We start from the raw sequence: 14929 nt of genomic DNA, 5'->3' as shown, positions 1-14929 counted from the left end.
TGAACTGACCGCCCCGGCCCGCCGGCCAGCAGATAAAGCGACCCCCGGGGCGCTCCGCGCTTGCGCGCGGGCCGGCTGGACTGGGCCGGCGCCCCGGGGGTCGGGTGGCTGTCTGGTATTCGCCGCACCGCTGCCACACGGTCTCGACGATGGTGCTGGTGCCCGCCTCACGGCGGACCGATCACTGTCGAGGACAGCGGCTAGCGGACAGCCACCTCACGAGTCCGATTGCTATACAAGTCTGGACCACCTCCCTTCACGTGTACCGCCACGCTATCGAGTTCCCGGAGGGCTCGGCAACGGATTTCGATCACACGGTCGGACGGGAATGCCCGGCCGCCTGTCGGCGGCCGGGCATCGTGGTCGTGCGCTTGCGCGATGGTCAGTCGGAGGTGCGGGCCACGCCCACCGGGCAGCTCAGCCCGTTCGGGCCGTGGTTGCAGTACCCGTTGGGGTTCTTGGTCGGTGCCAGGTACTGCTGGTGGTAGTCCTCGGCGAAGTAGTAGCTGCCGAGCGGGGCGATCTCCGTGGTGATCTCACCCTTGCCGGCCCGCGTCACGATCGGCTGGAACGCGTCCCGGGACGACTCGGCGATCCGCCGCTGCTCGTCCGTGGTCGTGTAGATCGCCGACCGGTACTGGGTGCCCACGTCGTTGCCCTGGCGCATGCCCTGCGTCGGGTCGTGGTTCTCCCAGAAGACCTTCAGCAGGTCCTCGTAGGCGATCTTGCTCGGGTCGTAGACCACCTGGACGACCTCGGCGTGCCCGGTCCGGCCGGAACACGTCTCCTCGTACGTCGGGTTCTTGGTGATGCCACCCGCGTAGCCGGCGGAGGTGGTGTACACCCCCGGCAGGGTCCAGAACAGCCGCTCGGCGCCCCAGAAGCAACCCATCCCGAAGACGGCGACCTGCATGCCCTCCGGGTAGGGGCCCTTGAGCGGGGTGCCCAGCACCTCGTGCCGGTCGGCGACCGGCATGGCGATCGGGCGGCCCGGCAGGGCCTCGTCGGGCGTGGGCAACTGCGCCTTGGTCTGGCGAAGGAACACGGTGGGACTCCTTTCGTACCTCTCCCCGCGTGCAACGCCGGCGGGCCCCGGTTCCTTACCCGCGCCACCGTGACTCAGGCCCCACCGCCGCCCCGGGCTGTCAGAGGGCCGCCGCGATCCGATCGGCGTATGTCCGGGCCTCGGCGTCGTCGACGTAGCGGGTACGCGGCCAGAAGAAGCCGCGCAGTCCGTCGCCCCTGGTCCGGGGCACCACGTGGGTGTGCAGGTGCGGCACCGACTGGGACACCTTGTTGTTCATCGCCACGAAGGTCCCACCGGCGCCCAGACCGGTCTCCACGGCCACCGCCAGCCGCTGGACCAGCGCGAAGTAGCCGGGCAGCAGGTCGGACGGCAACTCGGCCAGGGTGACCAGGTGAACCCGGGGCACCACCAGCACGTGCCCCGCGAAGACCGGGCGGGTGTCCAGGAACGCCACCCCGTCCGGCTCGTCGGCCACCCGGAACGCCGGGACCTCGCCGGCCACGATCCCGCAGAACACGCACCCGCTCATCGGCCCAGGCTATTACCGCCTCCGGACCCTCGCCGGGTCGCGCCCGGCGTGGTGGGCGGGCGGACTAACGTCACGGGAATGAGTCACGGCTTCGAGACGCTCGCCATCCACGCCGGCCAGGACCCCGAGGCCCGCACGGGCGCGGTGATCCCACCGATCTATCAGACCAGCACGTACGCGCAGGACGCCGTCGGCGCGCCCCGGCTCGGCTACGAGTACAGCCGCTCCGGCAACCCGACCCGCGACGCGCTGCAGGAGTGCCTGGCCGCGCTGGAGGGCGGCCCGGTGGGTCTCGCCTTCGCCAGCGGCCTGGCCGCGGAGGACACCCTGCTGCGTACCGTCTGCGCCCCGGGCGACCACGTGGTGATCCCCGACGACGCGTACGGCGGCACCTACCGGCTCTTCGCGCGGGTCGCCCAGCGCTGGGGCCTGGAGTTCACCCCGGCCAAGGTCTCCGACCCCGACGCGATCCGGGCCGCCGTGCAGCCCGGCCGGACGAAGATCGTCTGGGTGGAGACGCCGACCAACCCGCTGCTCGGCATCGCCGACATCGCCGCGCTCGCCGGCGTGGCGCACGACGCGGGCGCGCTGCTGGTGGTGGACAACACCTTCGCCTCGCCGTACCTGCAGCAGCCGATCGCGCACGGCGCGGACGTCGTGGTGCACTCCACCACCAAGTACATCGGCGGGCACTCCGACGTGGTCGGCGGCGCGCTGATCGCCGCCGACGCGGCGCTCGGCGAGGAGCTGCGCTACCACCAGAACGCGATGGGCGCGATCAACGGGCCGTTCGACGCCTGGCTCACCCTGCGGGGCATCAAGACCCTCGGGGTACGGATGGACCGGCACTGCGACAACGCCGAGCGGCTGGCCGCGTACCTGGACGGGCACGCCAAGGTGGCCCAGGTGATCTACCCCGGGCTCCCCGCGCACCCCGGTCACGAGGTGGCCGCCAAGCAGATGCGCCGCTTCGGCGGCATGATCTCCTTCCGCGCCGCCGGCGGCGAGGACCACGCCGTGGAGATCTGCAACCGGACCAAGCTCTTCGTGCTCGCCGAGTCGCTCGGCGGGGTGGAATCCCTGATCGAGCACCCGGGCCGGATGACACACGCAAGTGCCGCCGGCTCGCCGCTTGAAGTTCCCGGCGATCTCGTGCGACTGTCTGTCGGCATCGAGACGGTCGACGACCTGCTCGCCGATCTGGAGCAGGCACTGGGCTGACCGCTGGGAGGGTGGCCGTGCAGGACATCATGTCGACCTGGGTCGGGGCGACCGCCAAACAGATCGCCCGTGGGGTACGCCGGGGTGACGTCTCGGCGACCCAGGTCGTCGCCGACCACCTGGACCACATCTCCCGGGCCGACGCCGAGCTGGCCGCGTTCCGCGCGGTCCGTGGCGGCGAGGCGATCACCGAGGCGGAGAAGGTCGACGAGCAGGAGGACCTGGCCAACCTGCCGCTGGCCGGGGTGCCGGTGGCGGTCAAGGAGAACACCCCGGTCGCCGGCCTGCCCACCTGGAACGGGTCGGCCGCGGTGCGTACCGGCGTCGCCGAGGCCGACCACGAGGTGGTCCGCCGGCTGCGCGGCGCCGGGGCGGTGATCCTCGGGGTGACCCGGATGCCGGAGCTCGGGCTGTGGGGGCTGACCGACGACGACAGCGCGGTCACCCGCAACCCGTGGGACGTCGTGCGTACCCCCGGTGGTTCGTCCGGCGGCGCCGCCGCCGCGGTGGCCGCCGGGCTGGTGCCGATCGCGCACGGCAACGACGGTCTCGGCTCGATCCGGATCCCGGCGGCCTGCTGCGGCCTGGTCGGTCTCAAGCCCGGCCGGGGCGTGGTGCCCTGCCAGCTCGGCGCCGACGACTGGTTCGGTCTCACCGAGCACGGCCTGCTGACCAGCACGGTCGCCGACGCGGCGGTCGGCTTCTCGGTGCTCGCCGGCCGGCGTCCCGAGAAGCTGGTCCCGCCGCAGCGGCTGCGGGTGGGCGTCTCGCTGCGCTCGCCGGTGCGTGGCGTCACCCCGGACGCCCCCAACCGGGACGCGGTGGCCGCCGCCGGCCGGCTGCTCGCCGCCGCCGGGCACGACACCGTGCCGGCCGACCCGGTCTATTCGACCACCCTGGGCCTGCAGGGCATCGCCACCTGGTTCGCCGCGGCCGCCACCGACGTCCGGGCCGCCGGGCTGGACCGGCGCGGCCTGCAACGGCGCACCCGACGGCACGTCGCACTGGGCGAGTGGGCGCAGCGGCGCGGCTACGTGCGCGAGGCCGACCGGGCCGCCTGGCGGGACCGGTCGATCGGCTTCTTCACCGACCACTCGGTCGACCTGCTGCTCACCCCCGCGCTGGCCGGCGCGCCGCCCGAGGCGGCCCGCTGGTCCGACCGCTCGTGGCGGGCCAACATGGCGGCCAACATCCGGTACGCCCCGTACGCGGCACCGTGGAACATCGCCGGGTTGCCGGCGATCGTGGTGCCGGTCGGCCGCCGCCCGGACGGCCTGCCGGTCGCCGTGCAACTGGTCGGGCCGCCCGGCTCCGAACTGCTGCTGCTCGGCGTGGCCGGACAGTTCGAGATGGCCGCCCCCTGGGCCCGGCACGCTCCCGGGTATCCGCGGGTCGGAACGGGTTCACCGGCCCGCGCGTGATCGCGATCGTCAGGGACCGGACGTCGCCGCCGGTGCCGCCGACGGCGGGTGGCACGATCGGGGCATGACGGAACTGGTCGGGCTCGAGGACGTACGGGCGGCGCGGGAGTTGTTGGCCGGGGTGACCCGAACCACCCCGCTGGAGCCCTCCCGGCCGCTCAGCGCCGCGCTGGGCGGTCCGGCCTGGCTCAAGTGCGAGAACGTGCAGCGCGCGGGCTCGTACAAGGTGCGCGGGGCGTACGTGCGGATCTCCCGGCTGTCGGCCGAGGAGCGCGAGCGCGGCGTGGTGGCGGCGAGCGCCGGCAACCACGCCCAGGGCGTCGCGCTGGCCGCCGGCCTGGTCGGTACGCACGCCACGGTCTTCATGCCGGTCAACGCGCCGCTGCCCAAGGTGGCCGCCACCAAGGGGTACGGCGCCCAGGTCGAGCTGGCCGGCAACACCGTCGACGAGTCGCTGATCGCCGCGCAGACCTGGGCCGAGCGCACCGGCGCGGTGCTGATCCACCCCTTCGACCACCGGGACGTGATCGCCGGCCAGGGCACGGTGGCGCTCGAAATCCTCGAGCAGTGCCCGGACGTCAGGACCATCATCACCGGCGTGGGCGGCGGTGGTCTGATCTCCGGCATGGCAGTGGCCGCCAAGGCGCTGCGCCCGGATGTACGGATCATCGGGGTGCAGGCGGCCGGCGCTGCGGCCTTCCCGCCCTCACTGCGGGCCGGCGAGCCGGTGCGGCTGCCCAACTTCTCCACCATCGCGGACGGCATCGCCGTCGGTTGCCCGGGACAGATCACCTTCACCCACGTCCGCAAGCTGGTCGACGAGATCGTCACGGTCTCCGAGGAGGACATCTCCCGGGCGCTGCTGATGCTGCTGGAGCGCGGCAAGCAGGTGGTCGAGCCGGCCGGCGCGGTCGGTGTGGCCGCGCTGCTGGCCGGCGTGGTCCAGGTGGAGGCACCGGTGGTCGCGGTGCTCTCCGGTGGCAACATCGACCCGCTGCTGATGCTGCGGGTGATCGAGCACGGTCTGGCCGCCGCCGGTCGCTACCTGCGGGTGACGGTGCGCTGCTCGGACCGGCCCGGGCAGCTCGCCTCGCTGCTCAGTGAGATCGCCGAGCACCGGGCCAACGTGGTTGACGTGGAACACCAGCGCGCCAACCCGCACCTGCGCCTCGGCGAGGTGGAGGTGGCGCTGTCGGTGGAGACCCGGGGCGTGGAGCACTCGGACACGCTGATCAGCGCCCTGCGGGCCAGCGGCTACCAGGTGGTCTTCGCCGCCGAGGCGTGACACCGACGGGTGGCACGCCCCGGCGGACCGGGCGAACTCAGCCGGAGAACGGCTCGAAGCTGACCACGGTCACCTTGATGTCGGCACCGCTGGGGGCCGTGTAGGTGCAGGTCTGACCGGGCCGGCCGCCCAGGATCGCCTTGCCCAGTGCCGACTCGGGGCTGTAGACGGTCAGGTCGGTGGTGGACGCGATCTCGCGGGAGCCGAGCAGGAAGGTCTCGGTGTCCTCGGTGTCGTCGTCGAAGTAGATCGTCACCACCATGCCGGGGGACACCGCGTCGGCGGTCGGCGCCTCGCCGACCTTGGCGGTGCGCAGCAGCTCCTGCAGGTAGCGGATGCGCCCCTCGGCCTTGCCCTGCTCCTCGCGGGCGGCGTGGTAGCCGCCGTTCTCCCGCAGGTCGCCCTCCTCACGGCGGGCGTTGATCTCCGCGGCGATCGCCGGGCGGTTGGCGATGTGCTCGTCGAGCTCTGCCTGGAGGCGGTCGTACGCGTCCTGGGACAGCCAGGTGGCCGGCGCCTCTTTGCCAGTGGACACAGGCGGTCTCCTCAGATGTGCTTGGCTGGCTGACAGGTGAAATACCAAGTTACCAGTGCGATACGACACGGCGTGTCGACGATCACCGGCGGTGTCCGATTCGGGTACCGGCGGTAGAGGGACGCGCGGGCGGTCACCCGGCACCCGCAACGGCCGCCCGGCCAGCTCAGGCCGGGGGTCGGCAGCGCAGCACCTCGCCGACGAACGGCCGCGCGGTGGTGGCCAGGCGGTGCCGGGTGGTGACGTGCCGGTCGCCGGCGCGGGCCGTCACGGTGACCTCCTCGCGGCCCACCTCGGTGCCGGCCCGGTCCCGGGCGCGCAGCACGCAGACCGCCGAGCCGCCCTCCGGCACGGTGACCCGGAAGTCGACGAGCACCTGGGCGTCCGTGATGTCCGTGTACGTGATCACCTGGGCGTCGTAGGCCGGGTCACCGTACTGCCGGTAGAGCCGCAGCGAGATGAGCGTCAGCGCCGTCACGAGCACCACCAGCGCCAGAGCGGCCAGCAGCGTGCGGCGGCCGCGGCCCCCGGGCTCGCGGCGACGGCCGTAGCGCCCGGGTGGGAAAACCGGCGCGCCCGGTGAAATTGTGGCGTGCGTCTCGGTCACCGGCGGGTATCTCCTGGCGTTGTTGTCGGCGGCGTCGGCAAGAATGACAGAGTCCATCCTCCCAGCCCGGCTCCGTGGCAGGAATGGCAGGTCGGCCCGCGGTGGCGACCCGCCGGCGGCGGGGTGGGGGAGGGTCCCGGCAGGTCAGCCGGTCGAGCCCGGCCGGGTCCACCGGCCGGCACAGACGAGGAGTGCCGAAGTTGGCAGAGCAGCTGCGTCTCATGGCCGTCCACGCACACCCGGACGACGAGTCCAGCAAGGGTGCGGCGACCATGGCCAAGTACGTCGCCGAAGGGGTCGACGTCCTGGTGGTGACGTGCACGGGCGGGGAGCGCGGCAGCGTGCTCAATCCCAAGCTCGACCGGCCCGACGTCTGGGCGAACATCGGCGAGATCCGCCGTGCCGAGATGGACGCCGCGCGAGCCATCCTCGGTGTCGAGCAGGCCTGGCTGGGCTTCGTCGACTCGGGCCTGCCCGAGGGCGACCCGCTGCCGCCGCTGCCCGGGGGCTGCTTCGCCCTGCAGGACGTCGAGGTGGCCGCCGGCCCGCTGGTGCGGCTGATGCGTGAGTTCCGTCCGCACGTCGTCACCACGTACGACGAGGAGGGTGGCTACCCGCACCCCGACCACATCATGTGCCACAACGTCAGCGTGGCCGCGTTCGAGGCGGCCGGCGACCCGGAGCGCTACCCGGAGCTGGGCACGCCGTGGCAGCCGCTCAAGCTCTACTACGACATCGGCTTCTCCAAGGGCAAGATCATGGCGCTGCACGAGGGCATGCTCGCCGCCGGCCTGGAGTCCCCGTACGAGGAGTGGCTCAAGCGCTGGGAGGACCGGCCGGACAAGGGCCCCCGGATCACCACCCGGGTCGAGTGCGCCGAATACTTCCCGGTCCGCGACGACGCGCTGCGCGCCCACGCCACCCAGGTCGACCCGGACGGCTTCTGGTTCCAGGTGCCGATGGAGCTCCAGCAGCGCGCCTGGCCCACCGAGGACTACGAGCTCGCCCGCTCGGTGGTCGACAGCCCGCTGCCCGAGTCGGATCTCTTCGCCGGGGTGCGGGAGACGGCGCACGCGCGCTGATCCGGCCCGGCGCTACGCTGGTAGCCAACCGCACATCGGAGGAACGCCATGCTGACCGCTGCCCAGGTGCTCGCGGAGAACAACTTCGGGGACACCCGCACGGGTGGCCTGGCCGGGCCGATGGGCCTCTTCCTCATCCTGCTGCTGGCCACCGCGACCATCCTGCTGATCCGCAACATGAACGCCCGGCTGCGCCGACTGCCCGACCGGTTCCCGCAGCAGACGCGACCGGCCGACCCGGGCCGCGCCGACGCGGCAGTCGTCGATCCGACAGACCCCGCCGGGGTGGACGATTCATCGACGCGCGCTCCCAACGGCCACCAGCAGCACCGGAACGGGTAGTCGCGGCATGATTCACGTCGAACCGGGTCGTCGCCCCCTGTTGCGGCCACCCGGTTTGGCTTAGCCTTCCGCCGGGGGGACCAAAGTCCCCGAGCCGTGCGCGGAAGGGGGCGCCGATGACCGGCACAGCAGCGGTCGCCCGCCGTACCGTCGGTCCGGTGGCTGACGGGGGAGGTCGATGACCTCCGGCCCGGCCGGCGACCAGTTCGACCGGCTCGGGGTGCGGGGCACGCCACCACGGGTGCTCGTGCTGACCGCCGCCGTGACGCTGACCGCCCTGGTCGCCGCCGTCGTGGGGCTGACCCTCCCGGCGGGGCTGCCGTCCGACGACCCGCTCGGCGGTCCGGCTCGCTTCGGCATCGCGGTCGCCGTGCTCGCCCTGGCCCAGCTCGCCCGGCTGCGGTTCCGCTCCGCCGCCGGCATGGTCAGCATCACCTGGGGCGAGGCCGCGCTGATCGTCTGCCTCTACCTGGCCCCCGCCGGCTGGCTTCCCGCCGCCAGCCTGCTCGGCGCCGGGCTGGCCTGGTCGGTGCTCTCGGTCTGCAACGACCGCCGGCCGGCACTGGAGATCGTCCGGATCGCCGCGTCGCTGGCCGCCGCGTCGGCGCTGGCCGTGTCGGTCACCACCGCGCTGGGGCAGCCCCTGCTGGCACCACCCACCCCGATGCTGGCGCTCGCCGTGATCGCCGGGTCGGTGACGTACCTGTTCGCCACCGCCTGGCTCGGCGGGGTGACGCTGGGCCTGCGGCACGGCATGCCGATCGGTCCGCCGCTGCTCGCCGCGCTCCGCGGCAAGCTGCTGATGTTCGTCGGCAACGTGGCGGTCGGTCTGGTGGTGGTCGCGCTGCTGGAACTGGACGCGCGCTGGTTGCTGCTGCTGCCGCCACTGCTCTGGCTGCTGCAGCAGACCTACCGGCACCGGCTCCGGGCCGACCAGGAACGCCGGACCTGGCGGGCCTTCGCCGAGGCCACCGCGGCACTCAACCAGCTCGACGAGCGAGGCGTGGCCAGCGCGGCGGTGACCGGCGCGCTGGCGCTGTTCAACGCCGAACTGGTCGACGTCGACGTGGCCCGCGTCGACGGCCGGTGGCGCCGTTACCGGGGCGACGCCAGCGGTCAGCTGGTCGACCGTGAGGCGGCGGCGCCGGGCCGGTCGGAGCCCGACGAGCACGAGCTGATCCGCCCGCTGACCGTGGGCGCGGCACCGGTCGGCCGGCTCCGGGTCCGGTTCTCCCGCTCCGCCCCGCCCACCGCCCGGGAGCGCGACGCGGTGGCCGCCTTCGGGGACGCGCTCGCCGCCGCGCTGCACGACGCCGCGACCCACCGGGAGCTGCGGCTGGTCACGGCCCGCTCGTCGTACGAGGCGGTGCACGACCCGCTCACCGGCCTGGTCAACCGGGCCGCCATGCTCGGCAAGGGCGACCAGGCGTTGCGGCAGCTCGCGCACGACCACCCGGTGGCGCTGCTGCTGCTGGACATCAACCAGTTCAAAGAGGTCAACGACACCCTCGGGCATGCCGCCGGCGACCAGCTGCTGCGGCTGACCGCCAACCGGCTGAGCGCGCTGGCCCGGCCGGGCGACCTGCTCGGCCGGCTCGGCGGCGACGAGTTCGCGCTGCTGCTCACCTCGGTGCCGGTGCTCAGCGACCGGAGCGCCCCGATGGCGTACGCGCTGCGCCAGGCCCGGGACATCGCCGAGCGGCTGGCCGCGCCGACCGAGGTGGCCGGGGTACGGATGTCGGTCGAGGTTTCCGTCGGGGTGGTGGTCGCCGACGCCGGCACCGCCGACCTGACCGAGCTGCTGCGCCGGGCGGACATCGCCATGTACCAGGCCAAGGAGGGCGGCAGCAGCGTCGCCGCGTACGACGGCGCCCGGGACGCGGCCAGCACCGACCAGCTCGCCCTGCTGGCCGAGCTGCGCGAGGCGCTGGAGGTCGACGACCAGCTGGTGCTGGCGTTGCAGCCGGCGGTCGACCTGGCCACCGGTGCGCCCACCGGGGTGGAGGCGCTGATCCGCTGGCGGCACCCCCGGCGAGGCTGGCTCAGCCCGGCGGACTTCATCCGGCCGGTGGAGAACAGCGAGCAGCTCGGCACCTTCACCCGGTACGTGCTGGACAAGGCGCTGGCTGTCGCCGCCGACTGGGCCCGCGAGGGGCTGGACGTGCCGATCTCGGTGAACCTGTCGGCGCGCAGCCTGCTCGACCCCCGGCTGCCCAACGAGATCGCCGAGGCGCTGCGCCGGCACCAGGTGCCGCCGCACCGCCTGGTCCTGGAGATCACCGAGACGGTGGTGATGAGCGAGCTGGAGGTCATCGACGAGGTGCTGGCCACGCTCCGGTCGATGGGCGTGCAGCTCGCGGTGGACGACTTCGGCACCGGCTTCTCGTCACTGACCTTCCTGACCCGGATCGCCGTGGACGAGCTGAAGGTCGACCGCTCGTTCGTCATCCGGATGGCCGACTCGCCGGAGGCGGCGGCGATCGTGCGGACCACCGTCGGGCTCGCCCACGAGCTGGGGCTGCGGGTGGTGGCCGAGGGCGTGGAGACCGCCGAGCAGCGGCTGGCGCTCGCCGAGCTGGGCTGCACCTCCGCCCAGGGCTACCACTTCTTCAAGCCGATGCCCGCTGACAAGATCAGCGCGGTGCTGGGGTCGCTGCGCGACTCGGCGGAGTCGAACGTCTTCCGGCTCCGCGCCGACGGCGCCTCCTGACACCAGCGTCGCCTTCGGTCGCCCGGCCGGTTGTCGCGACGCCGCCCGCGCCTGGCGGAGCCGGTCCCGCTGGTCGGAATCGGACGGGGCAACGAGCCGCCCGCAGAGCCCCTACAGTCGATTGAGCTGGGCAGATGCTTCGATCTGCGCCGGCCGTCATGTCCACCTGCTGAAGGGACAGCATGCGACTCTCCCGGAAACGTCCCACCCTCGCGGCGGCGCTCGCGCTGACCGCTGCGGCACTCGGCGTACTCGTCGCCCCGCCCGCGCAGGCGGCGGTGCAGTCCGGCTCGCTGGTGGTCACCGGTGATCCCGGCGATCCGATCACCGGAGGGCAGAGCTACTCGTTCGCCACCGCGGCCGGAAACGGCTTCAACGTCTGGGGTACGGCGAACCACCTCACGGTCCAGGTCTTCGACCAGGCCACCGGCACCTGGACGCTCGACCTGTCCGCGCCGGTCGGTCAGCCGCTGGCCGTGGGCACCTACACCGGTGCCACCCAGAACACCTACGAGAGCCCGTTGCCCGGGATCGCGCTGAGCGGCAACGACCGCATCTGCGATGGCGGCGCTCAGACCGGCTCGTTCACCGTCACCGACATCTCCTGGGGGCCGCACGGCTACCTGGAGCGGTTCGACGCCACCTTCGAGCAGCGCTGCGCCTACTACGAGGGGTCCGCGCGCGGCGAGGTGCACATCGTCAACCCGCCTGCCCCGCCGGTGCTCGCCGTCGACGTGCAGGTGGCCACCTCGGGCACGGTCGACGGCGCGACCGGGGAGGCGACGGTGCACGGCACGGTGACCTGCACGGCGCCGGCCACGGTGTACCTGCAGGGCGAGATCACCCAGGTGCAGAACCGCCTGCTGGCCCAGGGCGCCCTCCGGGCGGAAGCGGCGTGCACCCCCGGTGAGCCGGTCGCCTGGACGGCCAGTTCGCCCTCGTTCAGCTCCACCCAGTTCCGGCGGGGTGACGTCGAGGTGGCCGCCAACGCCAGCTCCTACGACACCACGTACAACGTCTTCGTCAGTGACGCCGACACCGTCGCGGTGCGGCTGCGCAAGCTCTGACCGGCACCGATCGACGTACGGGGAGAAACATCATGAGATCAGTACCGCGGCGCCGCATGGTCGCGGCCGCCGTGTCCCTGATGGCCACCGCGATCGGCGTCGCCGGCGTCGCCGCGCCCGCCCGAGCGCAGGTGGTCGAATCCGGGACCTTCACGTTCAGCGGTGACCCGGGCGACCCGGTGAGCCTCGGCCAGTCCTACTCCTACGCCACCGCCTCCGGTGACCAGCTGGGCGTGGGCGGGGTGAACCGTGCGGAGCACGAGATCAGCTTCGACGTGCACGGGGCGAACGGGGACCTGTGGACGCTCACCCTTGCCGCTCCCGAAGGGCAGGACCTGACGGTAGGCACCTTCACGGGGGCCGGCAGGTACGAGTCGGCCTCGGCGCCGGGCCTCAGCCTGGACGGCAACGGCCGGGGGTGCCTCGCGCTCTCCGGCGCGTTCACCATCCACCAGCTCGTCTTCGGCCCGTACGGGTACGTCGAGAAGCTCGACGCGAGTTTCGAGCAGACCTGCGCGGGCGCCGAGGGCTCGACCCGCGGCGAGGTGCACGTCGTCAACTCGCCGGCGCCGGCGGCGCTCGACCTCGGGCTGGACGTGGCCACCTCGGGGACGGCGAGCAGCCTCAACGGCAAGGCCACCGTGTCCGGCACGGTGACCTGCACCGAACCGGTCGCGATCATCGTCACCGGCGAGGTCCGCCAGCAGCACGGTCGTCTGCTCGCCCACGGCAGCTTCCGAGCGGACGTCACCTGCGGCCCGGGCGCGCCGGTGCCCTGGTCCGCGACGGTGCCGCCGTACGGGGAGGTGGCCTTCGGCGGTGGCGACGCTGACGTGACGGCGCGGGCCGAGGCGTACGACGACACCTGGAACGCGTGGCCCATCGTCGACGACACCGCCGTGGTCCGTCTGAAGAAGAGTTGATCGTGCTCCGGCCCGGGCCCCGCGGCCCGGGCCGGATGCCTCCGTGCGTGACCGCCCGGCGCGGCCAGCCCGGGCTGGTTATGGTCGTCGGGTGAACCGACTCGCCGACGCCACCAGTCCGTACCTGCTCCAGCACGCCGACAACCCGGTCGACTGGTGGCCGTGGTGCGACGAGGCGTTCGCCGAGGCGAAGCGGCGCGACGTGCCGGTGCTCATCTCGGTCGGCTACGCCGCCTGCCACTGGTGCCACGTCATGGCGCACGAGTCGTTCGAGAACGAGCAGGTCGGCGCGCTGATGAACGACGACTTCGTGTCGATCAAAGTGGACCGCGAGGAGCGCCCGGACGTCGACGCGGTCTACATGACGGCCACCCAGGCGATGACCGGTCAGGGCGGTTGGCCGATGACCGTCTTCGCCACCCCGGACGGCACGCCCTTCTTCTGCGGCACCTACTTCCCGCGGCCGAACTTCGTCCAGCTGCTCCAGTCGGTCGCCACCGCCTGGCGCGACCAGCGCGAGGCGGTGCTCCGTCAGGGGGCCGCCGTGGTCGAGGCGATCGGCGGTGCCCAGGCCGTCGGCGGGCCGACCGCGCCGCTGGACGCCGCACTGCTCGACGCCGCGGCGGCCCAACTGGCCGGCGAGTACGACGCGACGAACGGCGGCTTCGGTGGCGCCCCGAAGTTCCCACCGCACATGAACCTGCTGTTCCTGCTGCGCCACCACCAGCGCACCGGCGACCCGCGCAGCCTGGAGATCGTCCGGCACACCGCCGAGGCGATGGCCCGGGGCGGGATCTACGACCAGCTCGCCGGCGGCTTCGCCCGCTACTCGGTGGACGCGCACTGGACCGTGCCGCACTTCGAGAAGATGCTCTACGACAACGCCCTGCTGCTGCGGGTCTACACCCAGCTCTGGCGGCTCACCGGAGACCCGCTGGCCCGCCGGGTGGCGCGGGACACCGTCCGGTTCCTCGCCGACGAGCTGCACCGGCCGGGGGAGGGCTTCGCGTCCGCGCTGGACGCCGACACCGAGGGCGTCGAGGGGCTCACCTACGCCTGGACGCCCGCCCAACTGGTCGAGGTGCTGGGCGAGGAGGACGGCCGCTGGGCCGCCGACCTGTTCGGGGTCACCGAGGAGGGCACCTTCGAGCACGGCATGAGCGTGCTCAGGCTCGCCCGGGACGTCGACGACGTCGAGCCCGAGATCCGGGCCCGGTGGCAGCAGGTGGTGGGGCGGCTCCTGGCCGCCCGCGACGCCCGCCCGCAGCCGGCGCGGGACGACAAGGTGGTGGCCGCCTGGAACGGCCTGGCGATCACCGCCATCGCCGAGTACCAGCAGGTTGCCGCGCTGTACGTATCCCCGCAGGACGAGGACGCCAACCTGATGGAGGGCGTCACCATCGTCGCCGACGGCGCCATGCGCGACGCGGCCGAGCACCTGGCCACGGCGCACCTGGTGGACGGGCGGCTGCGCCGGGTCTCCCGCGACGGGGTGGTCGGCGAACCGGCCGGCGTACTGGAGGACTACGGCTGCGTCGCCGAGGCGTTCTGCGCGCTGCACCAGCTCACCGGCGAGGGGCGGTGGCTCACCCTGGCCGGTGGGCTGCTCGACACCGCGCTGGAGCACTTCGCCGCGCCCGGCGGTGCCTTCTACGACACCGCCGACGACGCGGAGCGGCTCGTCACCCGGCCCGCCGACCCGACCGACAACGCCACCCCGTCCGGCCGGTCGGCCCTGATCGCCGGGCTGGTGGCGTACGCGGCCCTGACCGGGCAGACGCGCTACCGGGAGGCCGCCGACACGGCCCTCGGCACCGTCGCGCCGATCGTCGGGCGGCACGCCCGGTTCACCGGGTACGCGGCCACCGTCGGCGAGGCGCTGCTCTCCGGGCCGTACGAGATCGCGGTGGCGACCGAGGACCCGGCCGGTGACCCGTTGGTGGCCGCGGCCCGCCGGCACGCCCCGCCGGGCGCGGTGGTGGTCGCCGGACTCCCGGACCAGCCGGGGGTGCCGCTGCTCGCCGACCGGCCGCTGGTCGACGGCGGCTCCGCCGCGTACGTCTGCCAGGGCTTCGTCTGCCAGCGCCCGGTCACCACGGTCGAGGAGCTGGTCGCCCAGCTCGGCTGAGCGCCCGCACGGCGTCACCCGGCCCTCCGGGGTGGCGCCGCCGGCCGCCCCG

13 protein-coding genes are annotated in these 14929 nt (G+C 73.3%); 9 read left to right on the top strand and 4 right to left on the bottom strand.

The annotated features are described in order from the left end of the window. Window positions 1-382: 382 nt before the first annotated feature. Together msrA and ACFOW4_RS21595 are read right to left on the bottom strand one after the other, a co-directional pair. On the bottom strand, window positions 383-1045 hold the full coding sequence (msrA, locus tag ACFOW4_RS21600) for a peptide-methionine (S)-S-oxide reductase MsrA (protein ID WP_377530512.1): 663 nt from the start codon (window positions 1043-1045) through the stop codon (window positions 383-385). A 100-nt stretch (window positions 1046-1145) separates the two neighbouring features. After that, window positions 1146-1556, bottom strand: coding sequence for an HIT family protein (locus ACFOW4_RS21595; RefSeq protein WP_377530510.1), 411 nt, complete (start codon window positions 1554-1556; stop codon window positions 1146-1148). Between the two features lie 78 nt (window positions 1557-1634). Between ACFOW4_RS21595 and ACFOW4_RS21590 the strand changes: the two genes are divergently transcribed. The 3 genes from ACFOW4_RS21590 (at window position 1635) to ilvA (ending at window position 5483) form a co-directional block, all read left to right on the top strand. Next, window positions 1635-2777, top strand: a complete 1143-nt coding sequence (locus ACFOW4_RS21590) for a cystathionine gamma-synthase (RefSeq protein ID WP_377530508.1) — start codon at window positions 1635-1637, stop codon at window positions 2775-2777. An 11-nt stretch (window positions 2778-2788) separates the two neighbouring features. Next, window positions 2789-4198 carry an amidase gene (locus ACFOW4_RS21585; RefSeq protein ID WP_377530506.1) on the top strand — a complete coding sequence of 470 codons (1410 nt, stop codon included), beginning with the start codon at window positions 2789-2791 and terminating at the stop codon, window positions 4196-4198. A gap of 64 nt (window positions 4199-4262) precedes the next feature. Continuing rightward, the gene (gene ilvA, locus ACFOW4_RS21580; RefSeq protein ID WP_377530504.1) at window positions 4263-5483 is read left to right on the top strand and encodes a threonine ammonia-lyase; all 1221 of its coding nucleotides are present in this window, start codon (window positions 4263-4265) and stop codon (window positions 5481-5483) included. Window positions 5484-5520: 37 nt separating this feature from the next. On the opposite strand, the gene greA is transcribed toward ilvA, so the two are convergent. Together greA and ACFOW4_RS21570 are read right to left on the bottom strand one after the other, a co-directional pair. Continuing rightward, window positions 5521-6018: a transcription elongation factor GreA gene (greA, locus tag ACFOW4_RS21575; protein ID WP_377530502.1), complete on the bottom strand. Its 498-nt coding sequence runs from the start codon at window positions 6016-6018 to the stop codon at window positions 5521-5523. A gap of 166 nt (window positions 6019-6184) precedes the next feature. Beyond that, window positions 6185-6625, bottom strand: coding sequence for a DUF4307 domain-containing protein (locus ACFOW4_RS21570; protein WP_377531672.1), 441 nt, complete (start codon window positions 6623-6625; stop codon window positions 6185-6187). Between the two features lie 200 nt (window positions 6626-6825). Between ACFOW4_RS21570 and mca the strand changes: the two genes are divergently transcribed. The 6 genes from mca (at window position 6826) to ACFOW4_RS21540 (ending at window position 14877) form a co-directional block, all read left to right on the top strand. Then, entirely contained in the window at window positions 6826-7707 is an 882-nt protein-coding gene (gene mca / locus ACFOW4_RS21565; protein WP_377530499.1) for a mycothiol conjugate amidase Mca, read from the top strand. A 48-nt stretch (window positions 7708-7755) separates the two neighbouring features. Continuing rightward, window positions 7756-8049, top strand: a complete 294-nt coding sequence (locus ACFOW4_RS21560) for a hypothetical protein (RefSeq protein WP_377530498.1) — start codon at window positions 7756-7758, stop codon at window positions 8047-8049. A gap of 178 nt (window positions 8050-8227) precedes the next feature. Beyond that, the gene (locus ACFOW4_RS21555) at window positions 8228-10759 is read left to right on the top strand and encodes a putative bifunctional diguanylate cyclase/phosphodiesterase (RefSeq protein ID WP_377530496.1); all 2532 of its coding nucleotides are present in this window, start codon (window positions 8228-8230) and stop codon (window positions 10757-10759) included. A gap of 182 nt (window positions 10760-10941) precedes the next feature. Beyond that, window positions 10942-11826 carry a hypothetical protein gene (locus tag ACFOW4_RS21550; protein ID WP_377530493.1) on the top strand — a complete coding sequence of 295 codons (885 nt, stop codon included), beginning with the start codon at window positions 10942-10944 and terminating at the stop codon, window positions 11824-11826. Between the two features lie 32 nt (window positions 11827-11858). Next, window positions 11859-12749, top strand: a complete 891-nt coding sequence (locus ACFOW4_RS21545; RefSeq protein ID WP_377530490.1) for a hypothetical protein — start codon at window positions 11859-11861, stop codon at window positions 12747-12749. Window positions 12750-12840: 91 nt separating this feature from the next. After that, window positions 12841-14877 carry a thioredoxin domain-containing protein gene (locus tag ACFOW4_RS21540; RefSeq protein ID WP_377530488.1) on the top strand — a complete coding sequence of 679 codons (2037 nt, stop codon included), beginning with the start codon at window positions 12841-12843 and terminating at the stop codon, window positions 14875-14877. The last annotated feature ends 52 nt before the right edge of the window (window positions 14878-14929 follow it).

This window comes from Micromonospora sp. GCM10011542 (genome assembly GCF_042650685.1).
Classification (GTDB): Bacteria; Actinomycetota; Actinomycetes; order Mycobacteriales; family Micromonosporaceae; genus Micromonospora.
The sequence above is the reverse complement of the archived record's forward strand: the minus strand, read 5'-3'. Positions and strand labels throughout refer to the sequence as shown.

Bases quoted from the DNA above. Each gene is read 5' to 3' on its own strand.
- ACFOW4_RS21550 (WP_377530493.1), top strand. From the start codon at position 10,942: ATGCGACTCTCCCGGAAACGTCCCACCCTCGCGGCGGCGCTCGCGCTG.
- ACFOW4_RS21545 (WP_377530490.1), top strand. From the start codon at position 11,859: ATGAGATCAGTACCGCGGCGCCGCATGGTCGCGGCCGCCGTGTCCCTG.
- ACFOW4_RS21590 (WP_377530508.1), top strand. From the start codon at position 1,635: ATGAGTCACGGCTTCGAGACGCTCGCCATCCACGCCGGCCAGGACCCC.
- ACFOW4_RS21595 (WP_377530510.1), bottom strand. From the start codon at position 1,556: ATGAGCGGGTGCGTGTTCTGCGGGATCGTGGCCGGCGAGGTCCCGGCG.
- ilvA (WP_377530504.1), top strand. From the start codon at position 4,263: ATGACGGAACTGGTCGGGCTCGAGGACGTACGGGCGGCGCGGGAGTTG.
- ACFOW4_RS21560 (WP_377530498.1), top strand. From the start codon at position 7,756: ATGCTGACCGCTGCCCAGGTGCTCGCGGAGAACAACTTCGGGGACACC.
- ACFOW4_RS21555 (WP_377530496.1), top strand. From the start codon at position 8,228: ATGACCTCCGGCCCGGCCGGCGACCAGTTCGACCGGCTCGGGGTGCGG.